This window comes from Halapricum hydrolyticum (assembly GCF_025517535.1).
Classification (GTDB): domain Archaea; phylum Halobacteriota; class Halobacteria; order Halobacteriales; family Haloarculaceae; genus Halapricum; species Halapricum hydrolyticum.
Map to the genome: position 1 here is coordinate 165,923 of NZ_JAOPKC010000003.1, position 13,390 is coordinate 179,312.

13 protein-coding genes are annotated in these 13,390 nt (G+C 66.2%); 5 read left to right on the forward strand and 8 right to left on the reverse strand.

Translation table 11 applies throughout. The features are described from left to right. Positions 1-93: 93 nt before the first annotated feature. Entirely contained in the window at positions 94-1,440 is a 1,347-nt protein-coding gene (gene cofH, locus OB916_RS05580; protein ID WP_315908299.1) for a 7,8-didemethyl-8-hydroxy-5-deazariboflavin synthase subunit CofH, read from the reverse strand. Positions 1,441-1,736: 296 nt separating this feature from the next. Between cofH and OB916_RS05585 the strand changes: the two genes are divergently transcribed. Continuing rightward, entirely contained in the window at positions 1,737-3,194 is a 1,458-nt protein-coding gene (locus OB916_RS05585; RefSeq protein WP_390884032.1) for an MATE family efflux transporter, read from the forward strand. A 24-nt stretch (positions 3,195-3,218) separates the two neighbouring features. Here OB916_RS05585 and OB916_RS05590 read toward each other — a convergent pair whose 3' ends face one another. Together OB916_RS05590 and OB916_RS05595 are read right to left on the reverse strand one after the other, a co-directional pair. Next, positions 3,219-4,238, reverse strand: a complete 1,020-nt coding sequence (locus tag OB916_RS05590) for a sodium:calcium antiporter (RefSeq protein ID WP_315908301.1) — start codon at positions 4,236-4,238, stop codon at positions 3,219-3,221. Between the two features lie 69 nt (positions 4,239-4,307). Then, positions 4,308-5,189, reverse strand: a complete 882-nt coding sequence (locus OB916_RS05595) for a universal stress protein (protein ID WP_315908302.1) — start codon at positions 5,187-5,189, stop codon at positions 4,308-4,310. Between the two features lie 82 nt (positions 5,190-5,271). Between OB916_RS05595 and OB916_RS05600 the strand changes: the two genes are divergently transcribed. Next, positions 5,272-6,327 (forward strand): phosphoribosylaminoimidazolesuccinocarboxamide synthase, encoded by a 1,056-nt coding sequence (locus tag OB916_RS05600; RefSeq protein WP_315908303.1) that lies wholly within the window; start codon positions 5,272-5,274, stop codon positions 6,325-6,327. Positions 6,328-6,358: 31 nt separating this feature from the next. Here OB916_RS05600 and OB916_RS05605 read toward each other — a convergent pair whose 3' ends face one another. After that, positions 6,359-7,243, reverse strand: coding sequence for a hypothetical protein (locus OB916_RS05605; protein WP_315908304.1), 885 nt, complete (start codon positions 7,241-7,243; stop codon positions 6,359-6,361). Positions 7,244-7,352: 109 nt separating this feature from the next. Beyond that, entirely contained in the window at positions 7,353-8,405 is a 1,053-nt protein-coding gene (locus tag OB916_RS05610; RefSeq protein ID WP_315908305.1) for a transcription initiation factor IIB, read from the reverse strand. Between the two features lie 213 nt (positions 8,406-8,618). On the opposite strand from OB916_RS05610, the gene purB reads away from it, so the two are divergent. Both purB and OB916_RS05620 read left to right on the forward strand, forming a co-directional pair. Next, positions 8,619-10,004 carry an adenylosuccinate lyase gene (gene purB, locus OB916_RS05615; RefSeq protein ID WP_315908306.1) on the forward strand — a complete coding sequence of 462 codons (1,386 nt, stop codon included), beginning with the start codon at positions 8,619-8,621 and terminating at the stop codon, positions 10,002-10,004. 66 nt (positions 10,005-10,070) lie between these two features. Next, positions 10,071-10,547: an Hsp20/alpha crystallin family protein gene (locus OB916_RS05620; protein ID WP_315908307.1), complete on the forward strand. Its 477-nt coding sequence runs from the start codon at positions 10,071-10,073 to the stop codon at positions 10,545-10,547. Positions 10,548-10,564: 17 nt separating this feature from the next. Here OB916_RS05620 and OB916_RS05625 read toward each other — a convergent pair whose 3' ends face one another. Beyond that, positions 10,565-11,164 carry an NUDIX hydrolase gene (locus tag OB916_RS05625; protein ID WP_315908308.1) on the reverse strand — a complete coding sequence of 200 codons (600 nt, stop codon included), beginning with the start codon at positions 11,162-11,164 and terminating at the stop codon, positions 10,565-10,567. 57 nt (positions 11,165-11,221) lie between these two features. Continuing rightward, complete coding sequence (locus OB916_RS05630) at positions 11,222-11,683, reverse strand: DUF7109 family protein (RefSeq protein WP_315908309.1); 462 nt, start codon at positions 11,681-11,683, stop codon at positions 11,222-11,224. A 51-nt stretch (positions 11,684-11,734) separates the two neighbouring features. Between OB916_RS05630 and OB916_RS05635 the strand changes: the two genes are divergently transcribed. Further along, positions 11,735-12,289, forward strand: a complete 555-nt coding sequence (locus tag OB916_RS05635; protein WP_315908310.1) for a DUF192 domain-containing protein — start codon at positions 11,735-11,737, stop codon at positions 12,287-12,289. Here the strand turns inward: OB916_RS05635 and OB916_RS05640 are convergent. Beyond that, positions 12,286-13,380, reverse strand: coding sequence for a glycosyl transferase family 2 (locus tag OB916_RS05640; RefSeq protein ID WP_315908311.1), 1,095 nt, complete (start codon positions 13,378-13,380; stop codon positions 12,286-12,288). The genes OB916_RS05635 and OB916_RS05640 overlap by 4 nt on opposite strands. Positions 13,381-13,390: the final 10 nt, after the last annotated feature.

A 13,390-nucleotide genomic window follows, 5' to 3' on the forward strand; every position in this document is an offset into this window, starting at 1 on the left:
ACGCTCAGGAGGCAGGCTGTTATCACTTGCGGAACGGCGAAGCGTCGATCTGACGCCCCGTGCCCGCCTCGAACCGACGGAATCGGCGCTCAATCACTCGATCAGCGGGGTCCCGTCGGCCTTCGGGCCGAGCGTCGGGCCGTGCGGCGGGTCGCCGTCGATCCGGCGGCGCGTCCGGTAGTCGGTCGAGCGCTCGACGGGGATCCGGCCGATCGACTCGATCAACTCGACGTACTGGTCGAACGAGCGGTACTCGCCGAAGCCGCCGCCCGCGCGCTTGGTGATCTCCTCGGAGAGGATCGTCCCCATGAAATCGTCCGCGCCGCTGTTGAGCAGCTTCAGTCCCTGCTGGTCGCCGTATTTGACCCACGACGCCTGGATGTGGTCGACGTTATCGAGGAACAGTCGCGAGACGGCGATCATCAGTTCGTCCTCCTGCACGGTCGGCCCGCCCTCGACCATCCCGTAGTCGTACAGCGGCGTGTTCTGGTGGACAAAGGATAGCGGGATGAACTCGGTGATCGCGTCCGTCCGGTCCTGCAACTCGCGAACCCGATCGAGGTGGATCGCCCGGTGAGCCTCGTTCTCGACGTGGCCGTACATGATCGTCGCGGTGATGTCCAGCCCAACCGTCGCGGCGGCCTCCATCGCTTCGAGCCAGCCGTCGCTGTCGATCTTACCCGGACAGATGACGTCCCGGACTTCGTCGACGAGGATCTCGGCGGCCGTCCCCGGTGCGGAGTCGAGCCCGGCGTCGGCGAGTCGTCGATAGACCTCCTCGTAGCTCCACGCTGTCCCGCGGCGTGCGTGGGCGGCTTCCTCCGGGGTCATCGAGTGGACGTGGACGCCGTCGACGCTCATCGCCTCGATCTGCTCGACGTAGGTTCCCGGGTCGACCTCGTAGGCCGACGGCGACCGATAGTTCAGATCGCCCCGATCGCTGGCTTCCAGTATCTCGCGGTGATCGTCGTCCAGCGCGAACGCGGGATGGAGTCCCGAGACGGAGGTCACCTCGTAGATCCCGCGCTCGACGGCGTCGGCGACGATCTCCCGGGATTGGGTGGGCGTCTTCGTGAATCCGTCGTGATCGGCGTCGGATGATTCGAGGAACTGATCGGAGCGATCCTTGAAATTGCAGAACAGACAGCCGGTGTTGCAGGCAGTCGTGACGTTGTTGTTGAGGTTGGCGACGAACGTGACCTCCCGGCCGACGAGTTCGGCGCGGCGGTGATCGGCCGCCTCGAGCACCTGCTCTTTGCGTTCGCGGTCGATCCCGTCCGTGCCGCTGCCGGTCGTGAGGAGTTCGATCGCGTCGGCGACCGTCAGCCGCGTCCCGTCGCGAGCCTTCGCCAGCGCGTTCTCGAAGTGCTGGTCGGTCTCGGGGCTGTGCTCGAACGCGAGCGCGTCCCCGGTGTTCGTCCCCGATTCGAAGGCAACCATCGTTTCGAACGGAGAGCGCGACAGTGAAAACGCCACGGGTCGCGTCGCGGTTCTCCGATACCGAAACCGGGGTCACCATTCGACCGATCGGCGCCCGGCAAGCGCAACGCTGATTGGCCGGTGCCCCCGAGTTTCGGGTCGTGACTGATCGCTCCGACGATGAGGGACGGCCGTCCGACGACGAAGACGCGGAGCGGCGCGACGCGGCGCCGGCCGATGACTCATCGAAGCCGGCCGATGACTCATCGAAGCCGGCCGACGACTCATCGAAGCCGGCCGACGAGCCGTCGGAGTCGATCACCGAGGGCGGGCTGATCCGACCGCTGATCCGTCTCGCCTGGCCCATCATCGTCATCCAGCTGTTGCAGGTCACCTACAACATCGCCGACACGCTCTGGTTGGGGCGGCTCTCGACGGACGCCGTCGGCGCGATCAGCCTCGCTTTTCCGCTGATCTTTCTGCTCATCGCGATCGCAGGCGGGTTCACGACCGCCGGCGCGATCCTGGTCGCTCAGTACACCGGCGCGAAGGGGAAGCGCTCCGCCGGACTGGTCACCGGCCAGACCGTGATGTTCGTCTCGCTTCTGTCGGTCGTGATCGGGATCGTCGGGTACTTTTACACGCGTCCGGCCCTGGAGTTGCTCCCCAGCGATCCCGAGACCTCCGCGGCAGTCATTCCGCTGGCCGCCGACTACATGGAGGTCATCTTCCTGGGGATTCCGCTGATGTTCGGCTTTTTCGTCTTCTCGGCGCTCATGCGCGGGTACGGCGACACGCGGACGCCGATGTTCGTGATGGCGATCTCCGTCGGCCTGAACGTCGTGGTCGATCCGATCTTCATCTTCGGCTTCCAGTCCAATCCGCTGTTTTCGTGGCTCGGCGCGGGCGGGCTGGAAGCGTCCCTGTTCGCCGCCACTGGCTTCTCCGGGCTCGGGATAGCCGGGGCCGCGCTCGCGACGATCCTCTCTCGCGGCGTCGCGACCGCGATCGGGCTGTACCTGCTGTTCGCGACGGGGATCGGCCCTGCTGTGTCGCTATCGCATCTCCGGCCGGATCTCAGCGTCATCGGGGACATCGTCCGGCTCGGGACGCCGAGCATGATCGAGCAGTCCGCGAGCGCGCTGGCGATGATCACCCTCACTGCGATCGTCGTCACGTTCGCGCCGCCGGTCGTGGCCGCCTACGGACTCGGCAATCGTCTCATCTCGCTGGTGTTCCTGCCGGCGATGGGGCTCGGGCGGGCGATCGACACCATGGTCGGGCAGAACCTCGGCGCCGACCGGGCCGACCGGGCGGCGCGCGCGACGTGGCTGGCTGCCGGGACCGGCGCGGGCGTGATGCTCGTCGTCGCCGTCATCGCGGTCGTGTTCACCGAACCGATCGTCAGCGTCTTCCTCGGGAGCGGCATCGAGGACGCCGCCGCGACGATCGAACTCGGCGTCGAGTACGTCCGGATCCGGTCGGTCGAGTTCGCCTTCATCGGCGTCTCGCAGGTCATCTTCGGCGCGTTCCGCGGGGCCGGCAACACCCGGACGGCGATGGTGCTGTCGATCGTCACGCTGTGGGTCGGCCGCGTCGCGAGCATCGGGCTGCTCGTGTTCGTGTTCGAGTGGGGTGCGACCGGCATCTGGGTCGGGATGGCCCTGGGCAACATCGTCGGGGCGTCGCTCGCGGTGCCGTGGTTCCTCCGGGGCACCTGGAAAGAGCGCTACATCGACGAACCGGCAGTCGAGGCCGAGGAGACGATCGCCTGACCGTCGGCGTTACAGCCGGCCGTCTCACGTCGGGAGGAGATCGACCGCGACGTCGAGCGCTTCGAGGACGACCCAGACGACGAACAGCGCGTACGCGGCCAGCAGGCCGTACGATTCGATCACCGAGAGCGCCAGGTCCGTCCGGAGCGCGGTAAACAGCAAGACTGTCGACAGCGTGAGCACGGCGAACATCGGAATCGCCATCGAGAAGTTGATCGGCGTGCTGCCGACGAGCATCACCCCGATCGGGATCGCGACCAGCAGATCGAACGTGTTCGACCCGAGTACGTTCGCGAGCGACGCGATCCCGCGCTCCTCACTTGCAGCCCGCACGCTCACCATCGCGTCGGGCAGGCTCGTCGCGGCGGCAGCGATCGTCACGCCCATGATGAAATCGGGGACGCCCAGGGCCGTGCCGATGACGTCGACGGAGTGAACCAGTCGTTCGACGGCGATCAAAATGGCGACCAGGCCGGCGACGAGCAACCCCCACTGGCGGCCGATCGCGATGTCGCTCCCGTCGTCGTCGCTCTCGTGATCGGCGGTGTCCTGGTACTGGATGAATACGTACAGCCCGTACATCCCGAGCGGGACAAGCGCCAGCGGCCGGGTGATGTTCCCTGCGAGATACTCGACGCCGCCGACGGGATAGTAGATCACCGCCAGCGCGAACGTGATGACGAGCACGGATACGGCGAGCATGTAGAACAGCGCTTCCTTGTACACCAGCGCCCGGTTGGCCTCGATCTTCTCCGCGGTGGTGATCCCGGCGAGTGCGGGGATCACGAGGATGTTGAACACTGCGGACCCGACGATCGTGCCGACACCCAGCTCCAGTGAGTTGACAGTGATCGCTGCGACGACGACCGTCGCCAACTCGGGGAAACTCGAACCGATCGCGGTGACGATCGATCCCTGGACGACTTCGGGCAGTCCGTAGTACGTCGCGAGCCGTTCGCTGGCGTTTTCCAGCCAGCCGCTACCGATCCAGATCACGCCGGTGGTCAGGAGAATGATCACCACGTCGACTGCGAGTGTCGCCATCGGATCAGTGATCGGACGGCGGCTGTAATTATCTGCCGATCAGATCCCCGGCCGAAAGCCCCGGGCGATTTATCGCATCACTCGGGGCCCGTTGCGCACCGTGATGACCGGCACGGGGACCGATCGAACGGTCTTCTCGGCGACGCTGCCAAGCAGGATCCGCTCGACGCCCTGGCGGCCCGTCGTGCCCATCACGACGGCGTCGATCCCCTCCCGATCGACGATTTCGTGGATCTTTTTCGCGGGAGATCCGGACTCGACGTGCGTGGTGACTCCGTCGATACCACGTTCCCTCGCGGTGTTTGCGACGGTGTCGACGACCTCGGCGGCGTGCGTTTCACCGGCGTTGGCGAGTCGCTCCGAGCGCACGTCGGGACTGAACGCGCCGGTGTCGACGACCGACAGCGCGTGAACGTCCGCGCCCATCGCCGCGGCCACTTCGACGGCGTGTTCGGTCGCGCTCTCGGCCGCCTTGCTCCCGTCTGTCGGGACGAGAATCTGTTCGAACGGCACGACGAACTTCTCGTCTGCGACCATCCGAGCCGTCAACACGGGCGTCTCTGAGAGCCGGACGACCTTTTCGGTGACGCTGCCGAGCAAGTACCGCGAGAGTCCCTGCCGCCCCCTGGTCGGCATCACGATCACGTCGAAGTCGTGCTCCTCGCCGTACTCGACGATCGTCTCCGCTGGCGTCCCCTGTACGACGTCTGCAGTGTATCGAACACCGAGCGTATCGAGGGTCTCGCCTGCTTCCGCGAGGATCTGCTCGCCTTGCTCGATGAGCCCGTCGAGTACTCCGCCGTCGGCGCGTGTGACGCTCACTTCGTTCGTGTCGGCGACGTACAACAGCCGGATCGATCCGTCCGTCCACTGGGCGAGCTCGCCCGCGTGGTGGAGTACTTCGGTCGCCCCGTCACTGCCGTCGAAGGGAAAGAGGATCCTTTCGTACATGATTGATCGACTGCGTCCCATCTGGGATGTTTTACCCGAGCCGATGTCAAACCCTATGGTGGTCCGGACGGAAACGCCGTCAATGACCAGCGTCAAAGATTTCCGGATCGATCAGGAGCCGACCGCCGAGGAGTTCGGCCGGGGCGCGTTCGTGTTCACCGACGATTACTCGGTGTTCGACTGGGGCAAGATGCCCGACGAGATCCCTCAGAAAGGCGCGTCGCTGTGTACGATGGGCGCGTACAACTTCGAGGTGCTCGAACAGAACCACATCCCGACACACTACGAGGGCGTCGCCGTCCCGGGAGAGGCGATCGGGGCCGGCAGCGAGCGAGTCACGGTCGATCTGGCCGACGCGCTTGCCGCCGGGATCGCACCACGCGAGATGGTGATCTCGCTGACGCAAGTGCCGGAGCTTCCCCACGACGGCACCGACTACGACTACGACGCCTACCACGACGCCGCGGGCGAGAACTACCTGATTCCCCTGGAGATCGTCTTCCGCAACACCGTCCCCGTCGGCTCGTCGCTACGCAAGCGTTCGGAGCCGGCCGATCACGGACTGGACTACGCGGAGTGGCCCGACGAGCCGGTCGACCTCCCCGAACCGGTCGTCGAGTTCTCCACGAAATACGAAAAGCAGGACCGCTATCTCGACCGCGAGGAGGCCGACCGGATCGCCGGGACAGCCGCTATCGACCGCCTGGAAGAGCTGGCGCTGTCAGTCAATTACATCCTCACCGAGCAGGCCGCGCGGGCCGGGTTCGTCCACGAAGACGGCAAGATCGAGTGTCTCTACTACGGACGCGAGATCCACGTCGCCGACGTCGTCGGCACCTTCGACGAGAACCGCTTTTCTTACGACGGCCAGGAGGTCAGCAAGGAGGTGCTCCGCCAGTATCACAAGCGCACCCAGTCCGAGTGGGTCGAGGCCGTCAGCGAGGCGAAAGCCGAGGCCGACGCGCGCGGGGTTGCCGACTGGAAATCCCTGTGTGACCGCGGGCCCGAGCCACTCGATCCGGCCGTGATCGAGACCGCGCGGGACCTCTACTGTGCCGGCACGAACGCCTACGTCGGCAGCGACATCTTCGACGCCCCCGAGATCGAGGCGGCGGTCGACGCCGCACGAGAACTGTAACGGGTCTTCGCTCCGGGCGTTTCCGTCGCCGTTACTCTGGCGCGATCGACGAGGCGTCGGCTCCGTCCTCGGGTTCGGCGACGTCCTCGAAGAGGTGCCACCGCTCGGTGTGGCTCGTGGTTTCACCGGGAGCGAGTTCGACGAGCGGCCCCAGCGTCTCCAGTTCGAGCATGAAATCCAGCATGAATACCTCGACGGAGGCCCCGCGATCGGGATAGGTCGCCTCGGGGTCGTACTCGAAGGTCTTGACGAACGCCTGACCGTCGTTGACGTACGCGGTCCAGCCGTCGAGTGCGTTCGCACCGATCTTGAACTCCGGCCCGTCGGCCTGTTCGACGAGCACGTGATCGTCGACGTAGTGGATGCGCTCGTCGCTGACGTCGGTGCGCGGCCAGAACACCAGCGACCGGTCGGGCAGCAACTCGTCGGGATCGCCGTCCGGGAAGGGGACGACCGCCGTCCCGCCGGGCTTGCAGACCGAGATCGCCCACGGCGCGAGTTCGACGCTCCAGACGCCCTCGTTGGTCAGTTCGTGCGTGATCTCGACGGCCGGCCCGTCGTCGGCCATCTCGATTTCGATCGTCTTCTGAACCCCGGTCTCGTCTTCGACCGGCTGGACGAGCCGACACCCCTGGTCTGTCAGGTCGGCTTCGACCGGTTCGTTGTCCGGCTGGTATGTCCGGGAGTCGGATTCCGGCCCGTGCCACAGGCGGTGGCCCCCGTACAGCTCCCACTCATCGCCACCGGTCGTCCCGGTCGCGGTCTCATCGAGGAAGAACACGTTCTCCCCGTCAGTACGGCGGAAATCGACGATTCGGGGGCCGACGTCGGTCGTGACGACGAGCGCGACCTGGCCGTTTTCGATTCGAATACAGTGCTCCCAGCCTTCGTAGGCGACGCGTTCGACCTGTGTCATGGTTACTCCGGGCCACCGGCCGCCGTCTGCGGCCGTGCGCGGCCTGCTGTCGTTCGGGGTTCGATCGGATCCGGCAAAAGCGTAGCGTCGATCACTTCGACCGGCCCGATCAGTCGTCACCGGTCGCGTGCCGGCTGCCGTTCCGGCGCGTTCCGGCGCGCGAGGCCGGACGCTCCATCTCCGTGGACGCGCCCGGAATCGCGTCCGGACAGAGCGACTCGAATTCGGAAAACCGTGCGCGGACGGTTTCCGGGCTGACGTCGGCCGCCGCCGCGACCTCGGTCTGCCGGAGGTCGACACGGCACTCCTCCAGCAGCGAGACGGTGTATAACGCGCCGGCAGCGACGCCCTTCGGATCGCGCCCGCTATGGAGGTTCTCCTCGATCGCGGCCTCGAGGAGCTGTCGCGCCCGCCTGACGATCCGTTCGTCCAGCCCGAGCGTCGATCCCAGCCGCGGGAGGTACGCGGTCGCCGACAGCGAATCGACGGCGATCTCCAGTTCGCGCTGGAGGAACCGAACGTCGCGCACGACGCTGTTGTTCGGACACCGGCTCGCGTTCGTGACCTCGGTGAGCGTTCGCACGACCTGGGCCTGTCGGGATCCGAGGTAGACTGTCGCTCCGGCGATCGATTCGTAGGCACGTCCATACAGGAGATGCTCCGCGAGCGCGCGCCGGAACAGCACGCTCGCGTTCGCACGGACACTGTCAGAGACCTCGAGCACGGCACACACGCGAGCGATCTCTGAAAGTCCCGGCTGCAGGGTCTGCTTGTTCGCCGCCCGTGCGGCCCGTCGCTGCTGTGTTCGCTGTCTGTGCAGACGCCGCTGTGTCCGACTCGAGACGCGATTCCCGCGTGCGTCCCGTCGCCGTCCCACGTACGAGGAGAGGCAACGGTTCGGACGTGTCGGACTCAGCGGCGCACCCGTGGCACGGCCGCCGTCGCGCGCTCGCGACCGCCGCCGTCGTGGACGGAAATCCGGCGGCAAGGACCCGAGCACGAGCCCACAATCGCGACACACGAGTTCGGACCGGGCAACGATTCGACCACCACACTCGGGGCAGGTGTCGATACGACCGTCCGCTGTCGAGAGAGATCCTCGATACATGTGTCTCCGACCATCACGACCGGCCACGACACAGGTCGTACCTCGGTACCCCATCCGGAACGATCCCCCGTGGCCACACCCATGATGGAATCCGTTCGCTGATAGCACCAAGATAGTGGTTAAAATTTCCGGTTTTATCCGGGTTTTGAAGGGGCGGTACAGTATCGTGATACGTCCCGGAGCCGCGATCGACGCGAGGTATATCGTGCGGGTCGGATGCGACACGTCTTCGGCACTCTTTTGCGGACTTGCCGCGGATCCACAGCCATGACAGATCGGTCCACACTCCAGGCCGTGTCGCCGCTCGACGGCCGTTATGCCAGGTATACCGAGCCGCTGGTGCCGTACGCCAGCGAGCAGGCGCTCATCCGCGCTCGCGTCGAGGTCGAGGTCGAATACCTCATCGCGCTCGCCGATCTCGATGCCACGCCGCTCGTCATCGACGACGGGCAACGCGCACAGTTGCGAGCGCTCTACGAGGAGTTCGAGGAGCGCGACGCGGAGATCGTCAAGCAACTGGAGACGACGGGATACAAAGAGTACCCAGCGACCAACCACGACGTCAAGGCCGTCGAGTACTTCATTCGCGAGGGGCTGCCCGAGGGTCTGGCGGTGGAAAACTGGATCCACTTCGGACTGACGAGCGAGGACGTCAACAACCTCGCGTATCGGCTCCTGCTCAAACCCGCTGTCGAAGACGTCCTGCTCTCGGAACTGCGGGCTGTCAGCGACGCGCTGGTCGAACTCGCACAGGAACACCGGTCGGTCCCGATGCTCGCCCGCACCCACGGCCAGCCGGCGACGCCGACGACCTTCGGGAAAGAGATGGCCGTCTACGCCTCTCGCCTGGGGCGAGCGATCGGCCGCATCGAGCGTGCGACCGACGAACTCTCGGGCAAACTCGCGGGGGCCTCCGGGACCTACGCCGCCCATCACGCTGCCTATCCCGAGGTCGACTGGCCCGCGTTCGCCGAGTCGTTCGTGGCCTCGCTGGGACTGGCACACGAACCGCTCACGACGCAGGTCAACCCCGGCGACGACCTCCAGTCGCTGTTCGACGCGTTGCGAGGCGCGAACAACGTCCTGCTGGATCTCGATCGGGACATGTGGCTGTACGTCTCCGACCGCTATCTCGGCCAGCAGACCCGCGAAGGCGAAACCGGCTCCTCGACGATGCCCCACAAGGTCAACCCGATCGACTTCGAGAACAGCGAAGGGAACCTCTCGAAGGCCAACTCAGACCTGACGTTCCTGGGTGATTACGTCACACACTCACGGCTCCAGCGCGACCTGTCGGACTCGACGGTCAAACGCAACGTCGGCGCGGCTTTCGCGCACTGCCTGATCGGGTACGACAAACTGCAGACCGGCCTGGGGAAAGTCACGCCGAACGAGGACGTCATGGCAGAGGACCTGCAGGCTAACCCCGAAGTGATCGGTGAGGCCGTCCAGACGATCCTCCGACGGGAGGGCTACGACGACGCGTACGAGCGAGTGAAAGAACTCACTCGCGGCCAGCGCGTCTCGCTGGCCGACTTCCGGGACCGATTCGAAGACATGGACGTGTCGGAAGACGTGCGCGAGGAGTTGAAATCGCTGACACCCGCCGAGTACACGGGAGTCGCGGACGAACTGGCTTCGAGACGGCGCTGATCCCGCCGAGTCCTGTCGTCCCAGCGAGGACATAACCCCTAAGACGCTACCGCCCCAAGCGGGCGTATGACCTCGCTCCGCGACGTGGGGAAGACGATTAGCAACGCCGTGCTCGAGAGCGTCGGCCGGGCCATGGGACGGGCGCAGGAACAGACGCCCCTCCCGGTGGATCTGCTGGAGAGCGACGAGGCGTATCTGGCTGTGTTTGACGCGCCGGGCGCGACTAGCAGCGACATGCAGGTTCGCCTGAGCGGCCGGACAGTCGAGGTTCGAATCGACCGGTTCCGGGACGTCTACGAGGGCTTCGAGATGGTCCTGCCCGGTCGAGGGCTGTCACTCGACGGCGCCGTGACGCTGCCCGAAGACGCGGCGATTGAACCCGAGGCTGCGACCGCGACGCTGCACGACAACGGGACGCTCCGCGTCACGGTCCCGAAAGGTGAGGAAGAACCCGACGTCGAGGCCGACGAAGAAACCGAATCCGAGACTGGAGAGGAAACCGAGGCTGACGAAGAAACCGAATCCGAAACCGACGAGGAGTAGCGGTACCGGGCCTGCGGTCACGTCGGCAGGTCGGTGCCGTGGCCGGTGGCGCAGTCAGGTTCTGATGGGGGACTCCAGTCAGTTGCGAGTTCGAGGAACTGCACGAGTATGTTCGCCGTCGCACCCCAGACAGTATAGCCGTCGACGTCGAAGAAGTGCAGCTGGATCTCGCCGTATCGTGGGTGGTCGCGACACTCGCTGTCGTAGTTGCTGTGATCGATCAGCTCCGAGAGTGCGAGGACCGTAATCTCGGCCACCTCGCCGTCGTTTGGCGTGTACGATCGGTCGGGGATCGTCCCGACGAACGGCCGGACGACGTACTCCGAGACCGTCTGGAAGTCGTCCAGTCGCCCGTGGAGCCGGGCCTCCTCCGGCCGGAGCCCGATTTCCTCGTTGGCCTCCCGCAGGGCTGTCTCGACGCGATCGGCGTCTTCCGGTTCGCGCCCACCGCCGGGAAAACTCATCTGCCCGGGATGGTCTTCGAGGTGCTCGGCACGTTTGGTGAACAGCAAGTGCGGGCCCGCCGGCCGATCGATTACCGGGAGCAACACCGACGCCTCCTGGACGTCGCCGCCGATCTCGACGGGTTCGTACTCTCGGATCGGCCCCAGGTCCATACCTGTACTCACACGCGAGCGCTAATAACTCACCCGGCGACCCCCGGAACCGCGACGTCACCCGTCGAGTGCGTCGTCCAGCCGGCGGCGCGCCTCGTCGAGTTCGACCGGCGCCCAGACCTCCAGTTCGTAGCTGACGTCAAGCAGGCGCTCGATCCGCTCGCGATCGCCGGTCTCGACGGCCGCGGCAGCGTCGGCCCGGAACCGTTCCTGTGCCGCCACAGCCAGGCGGTCCCGATCGATCGTCCGCGACTCGGCGTCGAGGATGTGCGGGAGATCGGTCGCACCCTCTGGCAGTTCTGGAAAGGCGACGGGTCCCGGGACCAGCAGATCGCCGTCGTCCAGTGCCAGCAGGTGGTACTCGGCGATCGCCGCGTCGATGGCGTCGTCGAAACTCGCGGGCTCGCGGTCCTCGCCATGCTTGTACGCGAGTTCGACACAGGCCTGCCGGAGCGTCGACCGATCGACCGCGCCGAACAGGTCGACGATCCCGGCGAGTTCGTCCGGCGTGAACTCCATGCGTCATAGAGTGACCGCCGCTGTCTTGACGATGGCGGTCGAACGTGGTCTATGGATCGCCGGACGTATCTCCGGGGAGTGGTGGCCGGCGTCGCAGTGCTGGCAGGCTGTGCTGGCCGTGGGTCCGAGCGAACGGACGCGGAATCGACGGCGAACCGACCGATGAGCGGCAGCGACGCCAGTCCGACGACCGGCCAGTCGACGATCCACGAATACTACGAGACGACGACGGTCCGTGCGCTGACAGCGGACGGGGAGACCCTCGGAACGGTGACAGCAGCGATCGCGGACACCCCGGAACTGCGATATCTGGGCCTCAGCGATACCGAACACCTGCCGGACGACCGCGGTATGCTGTTCGTCTTCGAGTCAATCGACGATCGGTCGTTCGTCATGCGCCGGATGGACTTCGGTATCGACATCGTCTACGCCGACGGCGAGGGGAGGATCACGACGATCCATCACGCGCCCGCGCCCGATCACGGCGACGGCAACGATCAGCGTTACCCCGGTCGTGGGCAGTACGTCCTCGAAGTCACGTACGGGTGGACGACCGATCGGGGCGTCGAAACGGGGGACAGGCTGGCGTTCGAACTGCCAGGTTAGTCGATGGCGTCCAGCCCCTCTCGCGAGCGCTCGCGGACGGTCTCTGGCGAGATCGGCGCGTCCGTCCAGGCCGGTAGCCGCGTATCGTCGTCCGGCGGCGTAATCGTCTCGGCGTAGGCTGTGACCTGTTCGCGCTCGTCGCTCCGGTCGTAGGCCAGTCCGTTGAACGCCGCGTCGGCCGCGTACTGCTCGATCAGCGTCGCGGCGCGCTCGCGATATCTGTCCGGGAGCGTCTCGAAGTCGGGCTCGACGCCGGCGTCTTCGAGCACCCACCACAGGGCCCGGCCGACGGACTGACACATCTCGCCCAGACCGTCGGGGCCGCTGACCGAGCGGTGATCGTGCTCGTGCTGGCCGAGATCGACCTGCGCTGTGTCTTCGAACCCAGCGTCCTCGAAGGCGCCGCCGAGCGTCCCGACTTCGAGCCCCCAGGTGCGGGGCACGCGGACGCGGCGGGCGAGGTCGGCAGTCATCGCGAATTCGCCGGCCAGAGCGTACCGGAACGCAGCCAGATACGAGAGGATCGGCGCGTCGTGAGCGTCTTCGAGCGCGCGGACGAGCGGCACGTAGAACAGGCGGTTAAGCCGGCCGTACAGGTGGTCATTTTCGACGCGAGCGTAGTACCCCTTCGAGAACGCGAACCCGTGGGCCAGCGGAAAGAGCAGTCGCGGGACGTGGGTTGGCGCATAGCTTTTCGCGTCGGCGTCGTGAACGACGACGAACTCGCTGTCCGCGGCGGCGACACCGAGCGCCAGCCAGACGTCCCGGCCTTTGCCGCGCCGGCCGTTCAGGTCTGCGGCCGCGAGCGCCTCTGTCAGCGGCGGCGAATCACACCACAGGATCACAAGTGGCAGGTCGAACGTCTCAAGCCACGCGTGCACCTCGCTCACGCGATCCGGACCGGCACGGAGGGCGACGAGCACGCGACCGGGCGAGACGGCTTCCAGCGTCGAGAACACCCGTTCGGCCGCGAGGCTGGCGTGATCGCGCTCGGTCATCGGAACGACGACCGTCGCTCGATCGGTCGGTGCGTCCGGATCGGCCCCACCGAAATCGTGGAGTGTCGTGACGCGCTCCTGGACGTACTCCATCGCACACAAC